The 19,862-nt window shown below is 50.8% G+C and carries 21 protein-coding genes; 14 read left to right on the top strand and 7 right to left on the bottom strand.

Annotation, left to right across the window (positions count from 1 at the left end; all coding sequences use genetic code 11):
• Window positions 1–40 precede the first annotated feature (40 nt).
• The 7 genes from ubiX to rpnB all read left to right on the top strand — a co-directional run bounded on the left by ubiX (window position 41) and on the right by rpnB (window position 6,029).
• A complete protein-coding gene (ubiX, locus tag FC814_RS05535) occupies window positions 41–610 on the top strand; it encodes a flavin prenyltransferase UbiX (protein WP_000825691.1) in 570 nt (189 codons plus the stop codon).
• 264 nt (window positions 611–874) lie between these two features.
• Complete coding sequence (gene argT / locus FC814_RS05540) at window positions 875–1,657, top strand: lysine/arginine/ornithine ABC transporter substrate-binding protein ArgT (protein WP_000748236.1); 783 nt, start codon at window positions 875–877, stop codon at window positions 1,655–1,657.
• Between the two features lie 220 nt (window positions 1,658–1,877).
• On the top strand, window positions 1,878–2,660 hold the full coding sequence (gene hisJ / locus FC814_RS05545) for a histidine ABC transporter substrate-binding protein HisJ (RefSeq protein ID WP_000737621.1): 783 nt from the start codon (window positions 1,878–1,880) through the stop codon (window positions 2,658–2,660).
• An 89-nt stretch (window positions 2,661–2,749) separates the two neighbouring features.
• Window positions 2,750–3,436, top strand: coding sequence for a histidine ABC transporter permease HisQ (hisQ, locus tag FC814_RS05550; RefSeq protein WP_000965518.1), 687 nt, complete (start codon window positions 2,750–2,752; stop codon window positions 3,434–3,436).
• On the top strand, window positions 3,433–4,149 hold the full coding sequence (locus tag FC814_RS05555; RefSeq protein ID WP_000569947.1) for an ABC transporter permease: 717 nt from the start codon (window positions 3,433–3,435) through the stop codon (window positions 4,147–4,149). Before hisQ ends, FC814_RS05555 begins: the two co-directional genes overlap by 4 nt.
• Window positions 4,150–4,156: 7 nt before the next feature.
• Entirely contained in the window at window positions 4,157–4,930 is a 774-nt protein-coding gene (gene hisP, locus FC814_RS05560; protein ID WP_137325624.1) for a histidine ABC transporter ATP-binding protein HisP, read from the top strand.
• A 196-nt stretch (window positions 4,931–5,126) separates the two neighbouring features.
• Window positions 5,127–6,029 carry a recombination-promoting nuclease RpnB gene (gene rpnB, locus FC814_RS05565; protein WP_137325625.1) on the top strand — a complete coding sequence of 301 codons (903 nt, stop codon included), beginning with the start codon at window positions 5,127–5,129 and terminating at the stop codon, window positions 6,027–6,029.
• A 47-nt stretch (window positions 6,030–6,076) separates the two neighbouring features.
• Here the strand turns inward: rpnB and FC814_RS05570 are convergent, their stop codons facing one another.
• From FC814_RS05570 to yfcG, 3 genes are read right to left on the bottom strand one after another with little or no spacing between them, the layout of a single operon-like run.
• Window positions 6,077–6,970, bottom strand: coding sequence for a TIGR01777 family oxidoreductase (locus FC814_RS05570; protein ID WP_001028348.1), 894 nt, complete (start codon window positions 6,968–6,970; stop codon window positions 6,077–6,079).
• Between the two features lie 20 nt (window positions 6,971–6,990).
• On the bottom strand, window positions 6,991–7,353 hold the full coding sequence (folX, locus tag FC814_RS05575) for a dihydroneopterin triphosphate 2'-epimerase (protein WP_000068453.1): 363 nt from the start codon (window positions 7,351–7,353) through the stop codon (window positions 6,991–6,993).
• Window positions 7,354–7,409: 56 nt separating this feature from the next.
• Complete coding sequence (yfcG, locus tag FC814_RS05580) at window positions 7,410–8,057, bottom strand: GSH-dependent disulfide bond oxidoreductase (protein ID WP_137325626.1); 648 nt, start codon at window positions 8,055–8,057, stop codon at window positions 7,410–7,412.
• Between the two features lie 134 nt (window positions 8,058–8,191).
• On the opposite strand from yfcG, the gene yfcF reads away from it, so the two are divergent.
• From yfcF to yfcD, 3 genes are read left to right on the top strand one after another with little or no spacing between them, the layout of a single operon-like run.
• Window positions 8,192–8,836, top strand: coding sequence for a glutathione transferase (gene yfcF / locus FC814_RS05585; RefSeq protein ID WP_137325627.1), 645 nt, complete (start codon window positions 8,192–8,194; stop codon window positions 8,834–8,836).
• Between the two features lie 55 nt (window positions 8,837–8,891).
• Window positions 8,892–9,443 carry a phosphodiesterase gene (gene yfcE, locus FC814_RS05590; protein WP_010346680.1) on the top strand — a complete coding sequence of 184 codons (552 nt, stop codon included), beginning with the start codon at window positions 8,892–8,894 and terminating at the stop codon, window positions 9,441–9,443.
• Window positions 9,444–9,500: 57 nt separating this feature from the next.
• The gene (yfcD, locus tag FC814_RS05595) at window positions 9,501–10,043 is read left to right on the top strand and encodes an NUDIX hydrolase YfcD (RefSeq protein ID WP_000437935.1); all 543 of its coding nucleotides are present in this window, start codon (window positions 9,501–9,503) and stop codon (window positions 10,041–10,043) included.
• A gap of 31 nt (window positions 10,044–10,074) precedes the next feature.
• Here the strand turns inward: yfcD and yfcC are convergent, their stop codons facing one another.
• The 3 genes from yfcC to ackA form a co-directional block, all read right to left on the bottom strand.
• A complete protein-coding gene (gene yfcC / locus FC814_RS05600; RefSeq protein ID WP_001274494.1) occupies window positions 10,075–11,595 on the bottom strand; it encodes a putative basic amino acid antiporter YfcC in 1,521 nt (506 codons plus the stop codon).
• A 189-nt stretch (window positions 11,596–11,784) separates the two neighbouring features.
• Window positions 11,785–13,929, bottom strand: coding sequence for a phosphate acetyltransferase (pta, locus tag FC814_RS05605; protein ID WP_016158687.1), 2,145 nt, complete (start codon window positions 13,927–13,929; stop codon window positions 11,785–11,787).
• A gap of 74 nt (window positions 13,930–14,003) precedes the next feature.
• Entirely contained in the window at window positions 14,004–15,206 is a 1,203-nt protein-coding gene (ackA, locus tag FC814_RS05610; RefSeq protein WP_000095696.1) for an acetate kinase, read from the bottom strand.
• Between the two features lie 337 nt (window positions 15,207–15,543).
• Between ackA and yfbV the strand changes: the two genes are divergently transcribed.
• From yfbV to FC814_RS05630, 4 genes are all read left to right on the top strand, one after another.
• Complete coding sequence (gene yfbV / locus FC814_RS05615; RefSeq protein WP_000106624.1) at window positions 15,544–15,999, top strand: terminus macrodomain insulation protein YfbV; 456 nt, start codon at window positions 15,544–15,546, stop codon at window positions 15,997–15,999.
• Window positions 16,000–16,082: 83 nt separating this feature from the next.
• Entirely contained in the window at window positions 16,083–16,577 is a 495-nt protein-coding gene (locus FC814_RS05620) for a YfbU family protein (protein WP_000426118.1), read from the top strand.
• Window positions 16,578–16,587: 10 nt separating this feature from the next.
• Complete coding sequence (hxpA, locus tag FC814_RS05625; RefSeq protein WP_001203421.1) at window positions 16,588–17,238, top strand: hexitol phosphatase HxpA; 651 nt, start codon at window positions 16,588–16,590, stop codon at window positions 17,236–17,238.
• An 86-nt stretch (window positions 17,239–17,324) separates the two neighbouring features.
• Entirely contained in the window at window positions 17,325–19,157 is a 1,833-nt protein-coding gene (locus FC814_RS05630) for an SLC13 family permease (protein WP_001012872.1), read from the top strand.
• An 86-nt stretch (window positions 19,158–19,243) separates the two neighbouring features.
• Here FC814_RS05630 and yfbR read toward each other — a convergent pair whose 3' ends face one another.
• Window positions 19,244–19,843, bottom strand: coding sequence for a 5'-deoxynucleotidase (yfbR, locus tag FC814_RS05635; protein WP_000813872.1), 600 nt, complete (start codon window positions 19,841–19,843; stop codon window positions 19,244–19,246).
• Window positions 19,844–19,862 lie beyond the last annotated feature (19 nt).

The raw sequence follows: 19,862 nt of genomic DNA on the forward strand, positions 1-19,862 counted from the left end.
CCTGCAAAGTCTGCCTGCAAGTCTGACAGGGCAACTCTTTATGAAACGACTCATTGTGGGCATCAGCGGTGCCAGCGGCGCGATTTATGGCGTGCGCTTATTACAGGTTCTGCGTGATGTCGCAGACGTTGAAACACATCTGGTGATGAGCCAGGCGGCACGCCAGACCTTATCCCTCGAAACGGATTTTTCCCTGCGCGAAGTGCAGGCATTAGCCGATGTCACGCACGATGCGCGCGATATTGCCGCCAGCATCTCTTCCGGTTCTTTCCAGACACTGGGGATGGTGATTTTACCCTGTTCAATCAAAACACTGTCCGGTATTGTCCATAGCTATACTGATGGCTTACTGACCCGTGCGGCAGATGTGGTGCTGAAAGAGCGTCGTCCGTTGGTGCTCTGCGTGCGTGAAACTCCGTTGCACTTAGGCCACCTGCGTTTAATGACTCAGGCGGCAGAAATCGGTGCGGTGATTATGCCTCCCGTTCCGGCGTTTTATCATCGCCCGCAATCCCTTGATGATGTGATAAATCAGACGGTTAACCGTGTTCTTGACCAGTTTGCGATAACCCTTCCTGAAGATCTCTTTGCCCGCTGGCAGGGCGCATAATTCCGCTGTTGCCCTGTTTCAGGGCAATTTTGCAACCGCGATCAAATCCTCGACATTTTGTTCCTGCCATTCAATCGAAACGCTGCGATTCAACCGCCATACCTGCTATCTTCAACTTTAGGACAATAGTGCAACGTCTTATTAACATATTTAACGTTGAATGTTAATGTTGCCGTCAAGATGGCATAAGACCTGCATGAAAGAGCCTGCAAACACACAACACAATACACAACATAAAAAAGCCATTTCACTTGAGGGTTATGTATGAAGAAGTCGATTCTCGCTCTGTCTTTGTTAGTCGGTATTTCCGCAGCGGCCTCCAGCTATGCGGCGCTACCGGAGACGGTACGTATCGGAACGGATACCACCTATGCACCGTTCTCATCGAAAGATGCCAAAGGTGACTTTGTTGGCTTTGATATCGATCTCGGTAACGAGATGTGCAAACGGATGCAGGTGAAATGTACCTGGGTTGCCAGTGACTTTGATGCGCTGATCCCCTCACTGAAAGCGAAAAAAATCGACGCCATTATTTCGTCGCTCTCCATTACTGATAAACGTCAGCAGGAGATTGCCTTCTCTGACAAGTTGTACGCCGCAGATTCTCGTTTGATTGCCGCCAAAGGTTCGCCGATCCAGCCGACGCTGGATTCACTGAAAGGTAAACATGTTGGCGTGCTGCAAGGCTCTACCCAGGAAGCGTATGCCAATGATAACTGGCGTAGTAAAGGCGTCGATGTGGTGGCCTATGCTAACCAGGATTTGGTCTATTCCGATCTGGATGCAGGCCGTCTGGATGCCGCTTTGCAGGACGAAGTCGCGGCCAGCGAAGGATTCCTCAAGCAACCTGCCGGTAAAGAGTTCGCCTTTGCTGGCTCATCAGTGAAAGACAAAAAATACTTCGGTGATGGTACAGGCGTAGGGCTACGTAAAGATGATGCCGAACTGAAAGCCGCTTTTGATAAGGCGCTTGGCGAACTGCGTCAGGACGGCACTTACGACAAGATGGCGAAAAAGTATTTCGACTTTAATGTCTACGGTGACTGATACGTCGCTGGGAAGCTGTACCTGATGGAATGATCATCATGGTGCACGCCAGGTTTGTTGCACTATCGTGGTGCATTGAAATGCATACTTAAGCATTTTTAATGAAAAATAATACGTCTAACGGGGCGGGATATTTTGCCTTGATGGTCAATTTTATGGCACGATAAGTGTAACAAACCTGTAAATATTCCCTATAAAAAGACTGTCAGTTGAGGACATTATGAAAAAACTGGTGCTATCGCTCTCTCTGGTTCTGGCCTTCTCCAGCGCAACTGCGGCATTTGCTGCGATTCCGCAAAACATCCGCATCGGTACCGACCCGACCTATGCGCCATTTGAATCAAAAAATTCACAAGGCGAACTGGTTGGCTTTGACATCGATCTGGCGAAGGAGCTATGTAAACGCATCAATACGCAATGTACGTTTGTCGAAAACCCGCTGGATGCGTTAATCCCGTCCTTAAAAGCGAAGAAGATTGACGCCATCATGTCATCGCTTTCCATTACGGAAAAACGTCAGCAAGAAATTGCCTTCACCGACAAACTGTACGCTGCCGATTCTCGTCTGGTGGTGGCGAAAAATTCCGACATTCAGCCGACAGTCGAGTCGCTGAAAGGCAAGCGGGTAGGCGTATTGCAGGGCACCACCCAGGAGACATTTGGTAATGAACACTGGGCGCCCAAAGGCATTGAAATCGTCTCTTATCAGGGACAGGACAACATTTATTCTGACCTGACTGCCGGACGTATTGATGCCGCGTTCCAGGATGAGGTCGCCGCCAGCGAAGGTTTTCTCAAACAACCCGTCGGTAAAGATTACAAATTCGGTGGCCCGTCTGTTAAAGATGAAAAACTGTTTGGCGTAGGCACCGGCATGGGTCTGCGTAAAGAAGATAACGAACTGCGCGAGGCACTGAACAAAGCCTTTGCCGAAATGCGCGCTGACGGTACTTACGAGAAACTGGCGAAAAAGTACTTCGATTTTGATGTTTATGGTGGTTAATCACCATCGGTGAAGGAAAGCCCGCTCCCTTCGGGTAACCGGAGGGAGACAAGAGGCGGTAATTCACCACACATAACAGGACAGGCAGCATGTTGTATGGGTTTTCAGGTGTTATTTTACAGGGTGCGCTCGTCACGCTGGAGCTGGCTATCAGCTCTGTAGTGCTCGCTGTAATCATCGGTTTAATTGGCGCTGGCGGTAAGCTCTCGCAAAATCGGCTTTCGGGGCTGATTTTCGAAGGATACACCACGCTGATTCGTGGCGTGCCGGACTTGGTGTTGATGCTGCTGATTTTCTACGGTTTGCAGATTGCGTTAAACACGGTGACGGAGGCGATGGGCGTCGGGCAGATTGATATCGACCCGATGGTCGCCGGCATTATCACTCTCGGTTTTATCTACGGTGCTTATTTTACCGAAACGTTCCGTGGCGCGTTTATGGCAGTGCCGAAAGGACATATAGAGGCGGCGACGGCGTTCGGTTTTACTCGTGGGCAAGTGTTTCGGCGGATCATGTTTCCGGCGATGATGCGTTACGCCCTGCCGGGGATTGGCAACAACTGGCAGGTAATCCTCAAATCTACAGCCCTGGTTTCGTTACTCGGCCTGGAAGATGTGGTCAAAGCCACGCAGTTGGCAGGAAAAAGTACCTGGGAACCGTTCTATTTCGCCATCGTCTGTGGCGTGATTTATCTGGTTTTCACCACCGTTTCCAATGGTGTGCTGCTGTTCCTTGAGCGCCGCTATTCCGTGGGTGTGAAGAGGGCTGACCTGTGATCGAAATCTTACATGAATACTGGAAACCACTGCTGTGGACCGATGGTTATCGTTTTACCGGCGTGGCGATCACCCTGTGGCTGCTGATTTTGTCGGTAGTGATAGGCGGAATTCTGGCGCTGTTTCTGGCGATTGGTCGCGTCTCAAGTAATAAATACATCCAGTTTCCAATCTGGTTATTTACCTATATTTTTCGCGGTACGCCGCTGTATGTTCAGCTGCTGGTGTTCTATTCTGGCATGTACACGCTGGAGATTGTTAAGGGCACCGAGTTCCTTAATGCCTTTTTCCGCAGTGGCCTGAACTGTACCGTGCTGGCGCTGACGCTCAACACCTGTGCTTACACCACTGAGATTTTTGCCGGGGCGATCCGTTCGGTGCCGCACGGGGAAATCGAAGCCGCCAGAGCCTACGGTTTCTCAAGCTTTAAAATGTATCGCTGCATTATTTTGCCATCGGCGCTGCGTATTGCGTTACCGGCCTACAGCAACGAAGTGATCCTGATGTTGCATTCTACTGCGCTGGCTTTTACCGCCACAGTGCCGGATCTGCTGAAAATTGCCCGCGATATCAACGCCGCCACGTATCAACCATTTACCGCCTTCGGCATTGCCGCTGTGCTCTATTTAATTATCTCTTATGTCCTGATAAGCCTGTTCCGTAAAGCGGAAAAACGCTGGTTGCAGCATGTGAAACCTTCTTCAACGCACTGAGAATACGATGTCCGAGAATAAATTAAACGTTATCGATTTGCACAAACGCTACGGTGAACACGAAGTGCTGAAAGGGGTCTCTCTGCAAGCGAACGCCGGAGATGTGATAAGCATCATCGGATCGTCGGGATCGGGGAAAAGTACCTTTCTGCGTTGCATTAACTTCCTCGAAAAACCGAGCGAAGGATCGATCGTGGTTAACGGCCAGACCATCAATCTGGTGCGTGATAAAGACGGCCAACTCAAAGTCGCCGATAAAAATCAGCTGCGCTTACTGCGCACACGCCTGACGATGGTGTTCCAGCACTTCAATCTCTGGAGCCACATGACGGTACTGGAAAACGTCATGGAAGCGCCGATTCAGGTGCTGGGTCTGAGTAAGCACGAAGCACGCGAGCGGGCGGTGAAGTATCTGGCGAAAGTCGGCATAGACGAACGTGCGCAGGGGAAATACCCGGTGCATCTTTCCGGCGGTCAGCAACAGCGTGTTTCCATCGCAAGGGCGCTGGCAATGGAACCGGAGGTTCTGCTGTTTGATGAACCTACCTCGGCGCTCGATCCTGAACTGGTAGGCGAAGTGTTGCGTATTATGCAGCAGCTCGCAGAAGAGGGAAAAACGATGGTTGTAGTGACCCACGAAATGGGCTTTGCCCGCCACGTCTCCACGCATGTAATTTTTCTTCATCAAGGGAAAATTGAAGAAGAGGGGTCGCCAGAACAGTTATTCGGCAACCCGCAAAGTCCGCGTCTGCAACAGTTCCTTAAAGGTTCGCTGAAATAATTACCTCTCCGGTGGCTAATGCTGCCGGAGTATTTTCAGGGGGAATTTGCGAGTCAGCTTCCGCTGAAATGTAAAAGTTGCAGTCCGCTAAAAATACTTCTGAATTCGCTGTCCAAAGATAAAAACTGCCTGCTGCATTAGCTATTAAGGATGGGTATTGTCACGTCATCTTAAATTTGAGGAGTGACGGAACGCCATGACAATATCGACAACTTCCACGCCGCATGATGCGGTATTTAAATCTTTTTTACGCCATCCAGACACCGCGCGGGATTTTATTGATATTCATCTTCCCGCACCGCTGCACAAACTGTGTGATTTAACGACGCTCAAACTGGAACCCAACAGTTTTATTGATGAAGACCTGCGGCAATATTATTCCGACCTCTTGTGGTCTGTGAAAACGCAGGAGGGCGCAGGCTATATTTATGTAGTGATAGAGCACCAAAGTAAGCCAGAAGAATTAATGGCTTTTCGCATGATGCGCTATTCCATCGCGGCAATGCAAAACCATCTTGATGCGGGCTATAAAGAGCTTCCGTTGGTGATCCCGATGCTGTTTTATCATGGTTGCAGGAGTCCTTACCCTTATTCTCTCTGCTGGCTTGATGAATTTGCGGAGCCAGCTATAGCCCGCAAAATTTATTCATCGGCTTTTCCGCTGGTGGATATTACCGTAGTGCCGGATGACGAGATTATGCAACATCGCAAAATGGCGTTGTTGGAATTAATTCAGAAACATATCCGTCAGCGCGATCTGTTGGGATTAGTCGATCAAATTGTTTCGCTGCTAGTTACAGGGAACACTAATGACAGACAGCTAAAAGCTCTGTTTAATTACGTATTACAAACAGGGGATGCCCAGCGTTTCCGTGCATTTATTGGTGAGATAGCGGAACGTGCACCACAAGAAAAGGAGAAACTGATGACCATTGCTGACAGATTGCGTGAAGAAGGGCGGAATGATGGATTAATTCTGGGCAAACGTGAAGAAGCCCTGCGTATTGCTCAGGAGATGTTGGAGAGAGGTTTAGACAGAGAGTTAGTTCTGATGCTGACCCGACTTTCGCCAGACGATCTTATCGCGCAAAGCTACTAATCCTGTAACGCCGGGAGTTAACTGGCGGATGTTTGCAGTAAACCACATCAGCGAACGACATCCGCCAGCGCCTCTTCTAAATCGTACCAGCGAAACGCAAAACCCGCTTCTTCCAGCCGTTTTGGCAACGCACGTTGTCCGCCCAAGACCAGAACCGATGATTCCCCCATCAGCAAGCGAATAGCTGTGGCAGGGACGCGCAAAATCGCCGGGCGATGCAGCGCATGACCAAGCGCATGGGCAAATTGTTCATTGTGTACCGGATATGGCGAGACCATATTAAATGGCCCGCGCAGATCGTTATCCAGCAGCCAGAGAATACCGTTGACCATATCATCAATATGAATCCAGGCCAGATACTGCCGACCGGAGCCAATCGGACCGCCCAGGCCAAGGCGAAACGGAGGCAGCATTTTACCGAGGATACCGCCATCCGAAGCCAGTACTACGCCGGTACGCAGCAGGCACACTCGTGTTTTGTCGCTTTGCGCCCGACAGGCAATTTCCTCCCAACGGGCGCAGAGTTTATGGGTAAATTCGTTATGTGGCGGTTCTTCTTCGGTGACCACGACTTCACCTAAGTCACCATAATATCCCGCCGCCGAGCCGGAAATGAGCACTGACGGCGGCGTGTCGCTGGCGTTAATCAAATCTACCAGTTTTTGCGTTATATTCCAGCGGCTTTGGCAGAGGCGATCTTTTTGCTCGCGAGTCCAGCGTTTATCGGCTATTGGTTCACCGGCCAGATTGATCACCGCATCAACGCCGTTGAGGTTGCTTTGATCGGCAAGCTCTTGCCATAGTGTCACCTGGGAGCCGAGAACTGAGCTGGCTTTCTGCGGGTTACGTGTTACAACCGTGACCTGATGGCCCAGTTCCAACAAACGTGGGATTAAATGACGACCAATTAATCCCGTTCCTCCAGTGATCACTATGTTCATGCAGCCTCCCGATATGGCGGTTAACGCTGCCAGCGTAAGGTCATGGATACCGAATCCGCGTAGCGCAGCGCGTGCAGTTTATCGATCTCCACTTCAGCATACGTCACCCAGTGATGTTCACGTGCGATATCGAGCACATCCTGAGTTAATTTTTCCAGCAAAGAGAAACGGTTATTCTCTACATGCTGAATAATGTTTTTCGTTACGGTGCGATAATTCAGCGCATCGTTGATATCTTCACTGGTTCGCGCTTTATCGGCGGGGTAGTGGATCGTCACATTGATAACAATATCCTGACGGTTGTTAATCTCTTCGTCCTTAATGCCAATAAACGTTCGTAAACGAAGGTTCTTTATCCGAATAATCGCGGCAGGTTGTGCCATTGCAGGTTCTCCGTTGTTTTATTTAGGATTAAATAATACACGAGAACCAGGTTCTGTTAACTATTCGAAATCTCATCATTTACTTGTGCTTTTAGTAGCGCCTGCCCGGTAGCAGGACGTGAGCGGATTCGTTCATACCAGTTTTTTACTGCCGGATACATTGCGAGTTCAATTCGCTGGCGAGTCCAGGCATTAACCCACGGCCAACAGGCAATATCTGCAATGCTGTAGTTTTCACCGCCCAGCCAGGGCGAGTTTTCCAGGCGCTTATTCAATACATGATACAGACGCTGAGTTTCAACCTGATAACGCTCAATTGCATAGGGAATAGTCTGTGGCGCTGCATGATTAAAATGGTGATTTTGCCCGAGCATCGGCCCCAGGCCTCCAACCTGCCAGAATAACCAATGTAATGTAGTGGCGCGCTCACGCGGTTGATGACCTAAAAATAGCCCTGTTTTTTCCGCCAGATACAACAAAATCGCACCTGATTCAAAGAGGCTTAATGGTTCTCCGCCGTCAGTCGGGGCATGATCAACAATCGCCGGAATTTTATTGTTGGGCGAAATGCGCAAAAACTCCGGGCGAAACTGACCACCTTTACCGAGGTCAACTTTGATTAAGCGATAATCCAGTCCCGCCTCTTCGAGAAACAACGTAATTTTGTGACCATTCGGCGTTGGGGCGAAATAGAGATCGATCATTGCAGCTCCGGTTATCTAATAATCTGAACACATCAAGTATAGAAAGCGCAGCGACTTGTGTAAGTTTTCATCAAGTTACCGTGACAAAAAGGCTCTATAGTTTGATAGCAAGCCCATTTATCGCTGAGGACATAATGAGTAAACCTGCTATCACGCTGTGGTCAGATGCCCATTTTTTCTCCCCTTATGTGTTATCCGCCTGGGTGGCGTTGCAGGAGAAAGGCCTGCCTTTTCATATAAAAACCATCAACCTCGACATCGGTGAACATTTGCGGCCGACGTGGCAAGGTTACGGACAGACACGGCGCGTGCCGTTGTTACAAATTGATGATTTTGAGTTGAGTGAATCCTCTGCCATTGCAGAATATCTGGAGGATCGTTTTGCGCCGCCGACCTGGGAGCGCATTTATCCGCTTGATTTGCAAAATCGGGCGCGAGCACGGCAGATTCAGGCCTGGTTACGCAGCGATCTGATGCCCATCCGCGAAGAACGTTCGACGGATGTTGTCTTTGCTGGTGCGAAAAAAGCGCCACTAACGGCGGAGGGAAAAGCCAGTGTAGAGAAACTGTTCGCGATGGCAGAACATTTACTGGCACATAACCAGCCGAATCTGTTTGGTGAGTGGTGTATTGCGGATACTGATTTGGCGTTAATGATTAACCGCCTGGTATTACAGGGGGATGAGGTGCCGGAACGTCTGGTGGATTATGCAGCATTCCAGTGGCAGAGGGCTTCAGTTCAGCGTTTTATTGCACTTTCGGCGAAGCAATCTGGCTGATAGAGGCGATAGAATCCAGTATCATAGCTTACGTTTTTTCGACGAGGAGTGAGTGATGAAACTGATGTTTGCATCGGACATTCATGGGTCGTTACCGGCGACGGAACGTGTTCTGGACTTGTTTGCCCAGAGCGGAGCTCAGTGGCTGGTGATTCTTGGCGACGTGCTGAATCATGGCCCGAGAAACGCCCTGCCTGAAGGGTATGCGCCAGCCAAAGTAGCCGAACGGCTGAATGAGGTGGCGCATAAAGTTATCGCCGTGCGCGGCAACTGCGATAGCGAAGTGGATCAGATGCTGCTGCACTTCCCGATAACCGCACCGTGGCAACAGGTATTACTGGAAAAACAACGTCTGTTTCTGACGCATGGTCATCTGTTTGGCCCGGATAATCTGCCGACTTTAAACCAGAACGACGTGTTGGTGTACGGTCATACCCATCTACCAGTGGCGGAACAGCGGGGTGAAATCTTCCACTTTAACCCCGGTTCGGTAAGCATCCCGAAAGGCGGTTATCCGGCGAGCTATGGCATGTTGGATGATGACGTACTAAGCGTAATCGCACTCAATGATCAAAGTATCATTGCGCAGATCGCGATTAATCCGTAATTTACCCACAACTCAAAATGCGCCGTAAGAGCGCCAGAAAAAGAAGGTTTCCTGATAATGGAACAGCGTCGTTTGGCAAGTACTGAATGGGTGGATATTGTCAATGAAGAGAACGAAGTCATTGCACAAGCCAGCCGGGAACAAATGCGGGCACAGTGTCTGCGTCATCGTGCAACTTATATTGTCGTGCATGATGGCATGGGCAAAATTCTTGTGCAGCGTCGTACCGAGACAAAAGACTTTTTACCCGGCATGTTAGATGCGACCGCTGGTGGTGTGGTCCAGGCCGATGAGCAACTGCTGGAATCCGCACGTCGCGAAGCGGAAGAAGAGTTGGGCATTGCCGGTGTCCCCTTTGCCGAGCACGGGCAGTTCTATTTCGAAGATAAAAATTGCCGTGTCTGGGGCGCGCTGTTCAGTTGTGTCTCTCACGGTCCATTCGCCCTCCAGGAAGATGAAGTCAGTGAAGTTTGCTGGCTAACGCCGGAAGAAATCACCGCACGTTGCGATGAGTTCACTCCAGACTCGCTGAAAGCACTGGCGTTGTGGATGAAGCGCAATGCCAAAAATGAAGCCGTAGAGACTGAAACGGCAGAATAAAAAAGAGCCGCAATTGCGGCTCTTAACATTTTTAATGGTAGCCCATTAACTGAGCGCCTATCACCACCACGCTGGACATAATAAACAGCAGTCCAAGCAGTGTCGCACCCACTTTCACCCAGTTACGGAAGTCCACCCGGCAAACACCGAGCGTGGCCATTAACGACGCCGAGGTCGGGTAAATGATGTGACTGAAGCCATCGCCGAACTGGAATGCCAGCACGGTAACCTGGCGGTTAACACCGACCAGATCGCCAAGCGGTGCCAGTAATGGCATGGTTAGCGCAGCCTGACCAGAACCGGATGTCACGAAGAAATTAAATACCGCCTGGAAGAGCAACATAAACCAGGCCGCGACCGCGTTATCCAGACCGCTAATGGCATTGGCAATGCTGTTGAGGATAGTATTCAGCACGCTGGCCTCACCAGCTTCACCGTTACCCACCAGCAGCAAAATCCCTTTGGCGAAACCTACCAGCAGGGCAGGGGCGATCATCATTCGCGCGCCTTCGGTAAAGGATGAAGCCATGGTATTTACCGTCATGCCGTTAAGACGGAAGACAACGCCGATGATGCCAATCACCAGCCCCATAGTGAAGAACTGGCTGGCGATTTCTGGAATAAACCATGCATTAACGATCACGCCCCAAATTACCCAGACCATCACGGCGGTCAGGACAATCAATACCAGCCAGTCACCAAAGGTAAATGGACGTTGTTCAACATCAGCCTGCTTTTCACGAAAGAAGCGGTCGGACTCATGCACGCGTGACAGAAGAGGATTCTTTTTCACTCGTGAGGCATAAACCATGGTAAAGATCAGGCCAATCAGAGTCGCGATAACCCACACTACAATGCGCAGGCCGGAGCCGGAAAGCACCGGAACGCCAGCAATCCCCTGGGCGACAACCACGCAGAACGGGTTCATCCACGAGCTGGCAAAACCGATTTGCGTGGCGATATAGGTCACCAGGACGGTAGTAATACTGTCATAACCCAGTCGTACCATTAGCGGGGCAATGATGATGGCAAAGGCGACAGCCTCTTCTCCCATGCCGAACACCGCACCACCGAGCGAAAAGAGAATAAACAGCGCCGGAATAAAGAGAATTTCATTCCCTCGTGTATGGCGGATAAGCGCCAGGATGCCGTTATCAATGGTTCCTGTACGCATCACGATGCCAAATGCACCGCCAATCACCAGCATAAACATGATGATGCCAACGGCTGTCCCGTATTTCGATCCGGAGGTTAACCCTTCAAACGGGAAGTTCATCAGGCCTGGACGTTCATCTCCGGTCGTGAACAGTTGTACGCGATGATACTCAGGTTCGCCGGCCTCGTTGGTCAGAATGCGAAATGAGTGAGGGTCTACGACTTTGCGTGTTTTCGTCTGACCATCAACCTGGTACTGCACTTCCTGACTGTCAAACATCCCCACCGGAACAACCCATGTGGCGAGGCTGGTTAAAATAGCGACAAAAAAGATAATCACCAGCGTATCGGGCATTGCCCATCTTCTGGTTGGTTTGGATTCAGTTATTGCGGACATAGCGCAAATTTTCCCTTGCACAAGACAAAGTGGTAAGTATGCAAAGTGATATGGCGCAATTCATTGATGCAGCGCAGTTAAGCAAGATAATCAGAAAGGAGTAATGCAAATTAAGAGAATAAAAAACCGGAAATAGTGACTATTTCCGGTTCAGATATCCGCAGCGTAAGGCTGCGGATGATGACGAGATTACTGCTGCTGTGCAGACTGAATCGCAGTCAGCGCGATGGTATAGACGATGTCGTCAACCAGAGCGCCACGGGACAGGTCGTTAACTGGCTTGCGCATACCCTGCAGCATCGGCCCGATGGAGATCAGGTCGGCAGAACGCTGTACCGCTTTGTAGGTGGTGTTACCGGTGTTCAGATCCGGGAAGATGAACACGGTAGCGCGACCTGCAACCGGAGAGTTCGGTGCTTTAGATTTCGCAACGTCAGCCATTACCGCAGCGTCGTACTGCAGCGGACCGTCGATCATCAGGTCAGGACGTTTTTCCTGCGCCAGACGAGTTGCTTCGCGAACTTTTTCTACGTCGCTACCTGCACCAGAAGTACCGGTGGAGTAGGAGAGCATAGCAACACGCGGTTCGATACCGAAGGCAGCGGCGGAATCTGCGGACTGAATCGCAATTTCTGCCAGCTGTTCTGCGGTCGGATCCGGGTTGATCGCACAGTCACCGTAAACGTAAACCTGTTCCGGCAGCAGCATGAAGAACACGGAAGATACCAGAGAGCTGCCCGGTGCAGTTTTGATCAGCTGCAGTGGCGGACGGATGGTGTTTGCGGTGGTGTGGACAGCACCGGAAACCAGACCATCAACTTCATCCTGTTCCAGCATCAGCGTACCGAGAACCACGTTGTCTTCCAGCTGTTCGCGGGCAACGGTTTCGGTCATGCCTTTGTTCTTACGCAGCTCGACCAGACGAGCAACATAGCTTTCGCGAACCACTTCTGGATCAACGATTTCAATGCCTGCGCCCAGTTCTACGCCCTGAGACGCGGCAACGCGGTTGATCTCTGCCGGGTTACCCAGCAGTACGCAAGTTGCGATACCACGTTCAGCACAGATAGCGGCTGCTTTAACGGTACGCGGTTCGTCGCCTTCCGGCAGAACGATACGTTTGCCCGCTTTGCGCGCCAGTTCGGTCAGCTGATAACGGAACGCCGGCGGAGACAGACGACGGCTGCGCTCGGAAGTGGCAGTCAGAGAATCGATCCAGTCAGCGTTGATGTAGTTAGCAACATATTCCTGAACTTTCTCGATACGCTCGTGATCGTCAACCGGAACTTCCAGGTTGAAGCTCTGCAGGCTCAGAGAAGTCTGCCAGGTGTTGGTGTTCACCATAAATACCGGCAGGCCGGTAGCGAAAGCACGTTCGCACAGTTTAGAAATGCGCGCGTCCATTTCGTAGCCGCCAGTCAGCAGCAGGGCACCGATCTCTACGCCGTTCATTGCAGCCAGGCAAGCGGCAACCAGCACGTCAGGACGGTCTGCGGAAGTCACCAGCAGAGAACCAGCACGGAAGTGCTCCAGCATGTGCGGAATGCTGCGTGCGCAGAAAGTGACGGATTTAACGCGGCGAGTGTTGATGTCGCCTTCGTTGATGATGGTCGCATTCAGGTGACGCGCCATATCGATCGCACGGGTTGCGATCAGATCAAAGCTCCACGGCACAGCGCCGAGAACCGGCAGCGGGCTGGATTCTTGCAGCTTCGCCGGATCGACGTTGTTGACTTTAGCTTTGGAAGAGTCGTCGAAAATCTCGGACAGATCCGGGCGAGTACGACCCTGTTCATCAACCGGTGCATTCAGTTTGTTAACGATAACGCCGGTGATGTTGGTGTTTTTGGCACCGCCGAAGCTGTTGCGGGTCAGTTCGATACGCTCTTTCAGCTGTTCCGGGGTGTCAGTGCCCTGAGACATGACGAAGACGATTTCCGCGTTCAGCGTTTTAGCGATTTCGTAGTTCAGAGACTGGGCAAATTGGTGCTTACGTGTCGGGACCAGACCTTCAACCAGAACCACTTCAGCGTCTTTGGTGTTAGCGTGGTAGTTCGCGACGATCTCTTCCATCAGCACATCTTTTTTATTGCTGGAAAGCAGACCTTCAACGTAACTCATTTTCAGCGGTTCAGCGGCTGTCGTGGTGGAAGAATTCGCACGCACAATAGTCGTTGTCTGATCGGGCGCATCGCCACCGGTACGCGGCTGAGCGATAGGTTTGAAAACGCTCAGACGAACGCCTTTGCGTTCCATTGCACGGATCACGCCAAGACTGACGCTGGTCAGACCGACGCTGGTTCCGGTAGGGATCAGCATAATAATACGGGACACGGTTTATCCTCTTTCGTTACCGCCGGTTTGGCGGGTTACAAAACAGCACCGCCAGCAGGGCTGGCGGTGTGGAATTAGGCGGTCAGGCGGCAGGCGTCTTGCGCGATAACCAGCTCTTCGTTGGTTGGGATCACAACAGCAGGGCGGGTGCCTTCTTTGTTGATGAAACCAGATTTGCCGAAACGTGCAGCCAGGTTGCGTTCATGATCAACTTCAAAGCCCAGCACGCCCAGTTTGCCCAGAGACAGTTCACGAACCATCGCGGCATTTTCACCGATACCACCGGTGAATACAACAGCGTCCAGACGGCCATCCATCAGTGCAGTGTATGCACCGATGTATTTCGCCAGACGGTGGCAGTAAACGTCCATTGCGCGCTTCGCGTCTTCTTTAGTCGCGTAGTTGTCTTCAACATAGCGGCAGTCGCTGGTGACTTCAGTCAGACCCAGCAGGCCAGACTCTTTGGTCAGCATTTTGTTGATTGCGTCAACGCTCATGCCCAGGGTGTCGTGCAGGTGGAAGATGATAGCCGGGTCGATATCGCCAGAGCGAGTACCCATTACCAGACCTTCCAGCGGGGTCAGACCCATAGAGGTGTCAACGCATTTACCGTTGCGGATAGCAGAAACGGAACCACCGTTGCCCAGGTGGCAGGTGATGATGTTCAGCTCTTCTACCGGTTTGTTCAGCATTTTTGCCGCTTCCTGGGTTACATAGAAGTGGCTGGTGCCGTGCGCGCCGTAACGACGGATGCCGTGCTCTTTGTACAGGTTGTACGGCAGGGCGTAGAGGTAAGACTCTTCCGGCATAGTCTGGTGGAACGCAGTGTCAAATACAGCAACGTTTTTGTCTTTCAGCTGCGGGAAAGATTTCAGAGCTTCTTCGATACCGATCAGGTGAGCCGGGTTGTGCAGCGGTGCAAAAGAAGCCGCATCTTTGATACCCTGAATAACAGACTCATCGATCACTACGGAGCTGGTATACTTCTCGCCGCCGTGTACGATACGGTGACCGATAGCGGTTAGCTGCGCAGAAAGTTCTGGTTTTTGTGCCAGAATATTATTAACGATAAAGTTGAGCGCTTCGCTGTGAGCGGCGCCTGCACCTAAAGCCGCTTCTTGTTTATTGCCGTCCATTTTCCATTTGATGCGTGCTTCGGGCAGGTGGAAACATTCGGCTAAACCAGAAAGGTACTCTTCACCATTTACAGCATCGATGATTGCAAATTTCAGTGAAGAACTACCGCAGTTCAGAACCAGTACTAACTTACTCGACATGGAAGTACCTATAATTGATACGTGGCTAAAAAAACGTCAGGGAGCCATAGAGCGTAGCGCATGATGACACCGACATTTATGATTAACATCATGCACTGCAAATTTTTTTTGCATGATGGAATAAATATCTTGAGTCTATGCCATTTTGCGTAATTTTCAGCCAATGGCATAATGTATATGAATTTGACGACTCAATGAATATGTACTACTTAGGCCTTCAGGCTGCTAAAGGATACCTGATAGTGGGTATGGAAGACAAAATGTTTTGAACGTTGTCCCGCTGAGTTGTGAATTTGCACAAATTTTTGAATCTTTATATGTGAAGTTGAGGTGAAGCATGTCAACGCCGGATAATCGTTCTGTTAATTTTTTTAGCTTGTTTCGCCGGGGACAGCATTACTCAAAGACGTGGCCGCTGGAAAAACGCCTTGCCCCGGTCTTTGTTGAAAATCGCGTCATCAAGATGACGCGCTATGCGATTCGTTTTATGCCGCCGATTGCTGTGTTCACTCTCTGCTGGCAAATTGCACTAGGCGGTCAGCTTGGGCCGGCTGTTGCTACTGCACTGTTCGCCCTGAGTTTGCCGATGCAGGGGCTGTGGTGGCTGGGCAAACGTTCTATTACGCCATTACCGCCGGCGATCCTGAGTTGGTTTTATGAGGTTCGTGGTAAATTGCAGGAGGCCGGGCAAGCATTAGCACCCGTAGAAGGCAAGCCTGACTATCAGGCATTAGCTGACACGCTTAAGCGCGCCTTCAAACAACTGGATAAAACTTTCCTTGATGATTTGTAATTGACCCCTGATTACGCATATAAAAGAAGGCAGACATCGGCCTTCTTTTTTTTCACCGTAGTAAAGTGATACAGGAGTCAACAATGGAAATGACCAACGCGCAACGTCTTATTTTGTCTAACCAGTACAAAATGATGACAATGCTCGATCCGGCAAATGCTGAACGTTACCGTCGCCTGCAAACAATCATTGAGCGTGGTTATGGATTGCAGATGCGCGAACTGGATCGTGAGTTTGGCGAGCTGAAAGAAGAAACTTGCCGCACTATCATCGACATTATGGAGATGTATCACGCACTGCATGTTTCCTGGTCTAATTTGCAGGATCAACAAGCTATCGATGAACGCCGTGTCACCTTCCTCGGCTTCGACGCCGCTACTGAAGCGCGTTATCTCGGTTATGTACGCTTTATGGTTAATGTTGAAGGGCGTTACACCCATTTTGATGCCGGGACTCACGGCTTTAATGCTCAGACACCAATGTGGGAGAAATATCAACGCATGTTGAACGTCTGGCATTCTTGCCCGCGTCAGTATCATCTGAGCACTAACGAAATTAATCAAATCATTAATGCCTGAGGAGGCTAGCGTGCGGTGCAAAGGTTTTCTGTTTGATCTTGATGGTACGCTGGTGGACTCCCTGCCTGCGGTAGAGCGGGCGTGGAGCAACTGGGCGAGACGCCATGGATTAACGCCGGAAGAAGTGCTGGCGTTTATTCACGGTAAACAGGCAATAACGTCTCTGCGCCATTTTATGGTGGGGAAATCGGAGGCGGAAATTGCTGCAGAGTTTACGCGTCTGGAGCAAATCGAGGCTACGGAAACCGAAGGGATCTCCGCACTACCTGGGGCGATAGCTTTGCTCAATCATTTGAATAAAGCGGGTATTCCATGGGCAATTGTCACTTCTGGTTCTATGCCAGTTGCTCGAGCCCGCCACAAAATAGCCGGACTTCCCGCACCGGAAGTATTTGTTACTGCGGAGCGGGTGAAACGTGGAAAACCAGAGCCTGATGCATATCTGTTAGGCGCGCAACTGCTGGGGCTTGCACCACACGAATGCGTGGTGGTGGAAGATGCTCCCGCAGGTGTGCTTTCAGGCCTGGCGGCGGGATGCCATGTTATTGCGGTTAATGCCCCGGCAGACACTCCACGTCTGAATGAGGTAGATTTGGTTCTCCATAGTCTGGAGCAAATTACTGTGACCAAACAGCCAAATGGCGATGTTATTATTTCGTGAAACACCTAATCATGATTTAGCCCCGTCTCGTCGGGGCTTTTTTGTGGCAGAATCAAGCCATCCCCCTCAATTAACAAGGATAAGTTGTGAACGGTGAATTGATCTGGGTTCTCTCATTACTGGCCGTTGCCATAGTCCTGTTCGCTACAGGCAGAGTGCGTATGGATGCGGTCGCTTTGTTTGTTATTGTCGCGTTTGCATTAAGCGGAACGCTGACGGTTCCCGAAGTTTTTTCCGGCTTTTCCGATCCCAACGTTGTGCTGATCGCCGCCCTGTTTATTATTGGTGATGGTTTAGTCCGTACCGGCGTTGCAACCGCGATGGGGACATGGCTGGTTAAAGTAGCAGGCAACAGTGAAATCAAAATGCTGGTTTTACTGATGTTAACTGTTGCGGGTCTTGGCGCATTTATGAGTTCAACTGGCGTCGTCGCTATCTTTATTCCCGTGGTGTTAAGCGTTGCCATGCGTATGCAAACGTCGCCGTCGCGCCTGATGATGCCGCTGAGTTTTGCCGGGTTGATTAGCGGCATGATGACGCTGGTGGCGACGCCGCCTAACCTGGTGGTGAACAGTGAACTGCTACGCGAAGGTTATCACGGGTTTAGTTTCTTTAGCGTAACGCCTATCGGCCTGGTCGTATTGGTACTCGGCATCTTATACATGCTGGTGATGCGTTTTATGCTGAAAGGGGATTCCCAGACCCCGCAGCGCGAAGGCTGGACGCGTCGCACCTTCCGCGATCTTATTCGTGAATACCGTCTTACCGGACGTGCGCGCCGTCTGGCTATTCGCCCCGGTTCGCCGATGATTGGGCAACGACTGGACGACCTTAAATTGCGTGAACGCTATGGCGCAAATGTCATTGGTGTTGAACGCTGGCGTCGTTTTCGTCGTGTTATTGTGAATGTGAACGGGGTTTCTGAATTTCGTGCGCGTGACGTTTTGCTAATCGATATGTCAGCGGCTGATGTCGATCTCCGGCAATTTTGCAGTGAGCAATTGCTGGAGCCGATGGTTTTGCGCGGTGAGTATTTTTCCGATCAGGCTCTTGATGTTGGCATGGCGGAGATTTCATTAATTCCTGAGTCAGAGCTTATTGGTAAATCGGTGCGCGAAATTGGCTTTCGTACTCGCTACGGGCTGAATGTCGTGGGGCTGAAACGCAATGGCGTGGCGCTGGAAGGTTCGCTGGCGGATGAGCCTCTGCTGCTGGGCGATATCATTCTGGTGGTCGGTAACTGGAAACTGATCGGTATGCTGGCAAAACAGGGGCGCGATTTTGTGGCGCTGAATTTACCGGAAGAAGTGAGTGAGGCATCGCCCGCACACAGCCAGGCACCCCATGCCATTTTTTGTCTGGTGTTGATGGTGGCCTTAATGCTAACCGATGAAATTCCTAACCCTGTTGCCGCTATCATTGCCTGCCTGCTAATGGGGAAATTCCGCTGTATCGATGCCGAAAGCGCCTATAAATCCATTCACTGGCCGAGCATTATTTTGATCGTTGGGATGATGCCGTTTGCTGTAGCATTACAGAAAACCGGAGGTGTTGCGCTGGCGGTAAAAGGACTGATGGACATCGGCGGCGGTTACGGACCGCATATGATGCTGGTCTGTTTGTTTGTCTTGTCGGCGGTTATTGGGTTATTTATCTCTAATACCGCGACGGCGGTGTTGATGGCTCCGATTGCGCTGGCTGCCGCAAAAACAATGGGCGTATCACCTTATCCGTTCGCAATGGTCGTGGCGATGGCTGCATCCGCCGCTTTTATGACGCCAGTTTCTTCGCCCGTTAACACACTGGTTTTAGGTCCGGGGAATTACAGCTTCAGTGACTTTGTGAAGCTGGGTGTACCGTTCACCATTATCGTGATGGCGGTTTGTGTGGTGATGATCCCGATGCTGTTTCCATTTTGACGAGAGCCTGATGTCGCATCCGTCGCTTATTGCCTGATGCGACGCTGGCGCGTCTTATCAGGCTGTGTCGGCTGGTATCTGGCTGCTTACAGCGGTGAATCCTGGCTAATCTCATCGAGCGAAAGATGGAAGCTGGGAACAAATACTTCCATGAAGTAGTCCATCTCCTGGCTGCGGCGCGCTTCAAGCGTCGCTTCCAGCCGCGTTTTTGCCAGCAAAAATTCATTATTTCCGGCTGCGAGTTCTTCAAGGCATTTCAGATACGCACACAGCGCATCCGCCTGTTTAACCAGTGACTTTTCTTCATCGCTATACGCATTCTCATCGATTAAAGGCGCAAAGATATCCCGCAACTCCTCAGGAACCATATCGACAAGTTTTTGCTGAGCGATTTTCTCAATGGCTTTATATTCCTGGGCGATTTGCGAGTTGAAGTATTTCACCGGAGTAGGAAGATCGCCAGTGAGAACTTCAGAGGCATCGTGGTACATCGCCAGCAGTGCGATGCGTTCTGCATTCACCTGTCCGCCAAATTTGCGATTCTTGATGGCTGCCAGCGCATGGGCGACCATCGCTACCTGCAAACTGTGTTCGGACACATTTTCCGTCCGCACGTTGCGCATTAGCGGCCAGCGGTTAATGAGTTTCAGGCGGGAGAGGTGGGCAAAAAAATGGCTCTGTTTCATAGTGACCTTACGAGTGATG

The organism is Escherichia sp. MR (assembly GCF_005280595.1).
Taxonomy (GTDB): Bacteria; Pseudomonadota; Gammaproteobacteria; order Enterobacterales; family Enterobacteriaceae; genus Escherichia; species Escherichia ruysiae.

Bases quoted from the DNA above. Each gene is read 5' to 3' on its own strand.
- ubiX (WP_000825691.1), top strand. From the start codon at position 41: ATGAAACGACTCATTGTGGGCATCAGCGGTGCCAGCGGCGCGATTTAT.
- argT (WP_000748236.1), top strand. From the start codon at position 875: ATGAAGAAGTCGATTCTCGCTCTGTCTTTGTTAGTCGGTATTTCCGCA.
- hisJ (WP_000737621.1), top strand. From the start codon at position 1,878: ATGAAAAAACTGGTGCTATCGCTCTCTCTGGTTCTGGCCTTCTCCAGC.
- hisQ (WP_000965518.1), top strand. From the start codon at position 2,750: ATGTTGTATGGGTTTTCAGGTGTTATTTTACAGGGTGCGCTCGTCACG.
- hisP (WP_137325624.1), top strand. From the start codon at position 4,157: ATGTCCGAGAATAAATTAAACGTTATCGATTTGCACAAACGCTACGGT.
- rpnB (WP_137325625.1), top strand. From the start codon at position 5,127: ATGACAATATCGACAACTTCCACGCCGCATGATGCGGTATTTAAATCT.
- FC814_RS05570 (WP_001028348.1), bottom strand. From the start codon at position 6,970: ATGAACATAGTGATCACTGGAGGAACGGGATTAATTGGTCGTCATTTA.
- folX (WP_000068453.1), bottom strand. From the start codon at position 7,353: ATGGCACAACCTGCCGCGATTATTCGGATAAAGAACCTTCGTTTACGA.
- yfcG (WP_137325626.1), bottom strand. From the start codon at position 8,057: ATGATCGATCTCTATTTCGCCCCAACGCCGAATGGTCACAAAATTACG.
- yfcF (WP_137325627.1), top strand. From the start codon at position 8,192: ATGAGTAAACCTGCTATCACGCTGTGGTCAGATGCCCATTTTTTCTCC.
- yfcE (WP_010346680.1), top strand. From the start codon at position 8,892: ATGAAACTGATGTTTGCATCGGACATTCATGGGTCGTTACCGGCGACG.
- yfcD (WP_000437935.1), top strand. From the start codon at position 9,501: ATGGAACAGCGTCGTTTGGCAAGTACTGAATGGGTGGATATTGTCAAT.
- yfcC (WP_001274494.1), bottom strand. From the start codon at position 11,595: ATGTCCGCAATAACTGAATCCAAACCAACCAGAAGATGGGCAATGCCC.
- ackA (WP_000095696.1), bottom strand. From the start codon at position 15,206: ATGTCGAGTAAGTTAGTACTGGTTCTGAACTGCGGTAGTTCTTCACTG.
- yfbV (WP_000106624.1), top strand. From the start codon at position 15,544: ATGTCAACGCCGGATAATCGTTCTGTTAATTTTTTTAGCTTGTTTCGC.
- FC814_RS05620 (WP_000426118.1), top strand. From the start codon at position 16,083: ATGGAAATGACCAACGCGCAACGTCTTATTTTGTCTAACCAGTACAAA.
- yfbR (WP_000813872.1), bottom strand. From the start codon at position 19,843: ATGAAACAGAGCCATTTTTTTGCCCACCTCTCCCGCCTGAAACTCATT.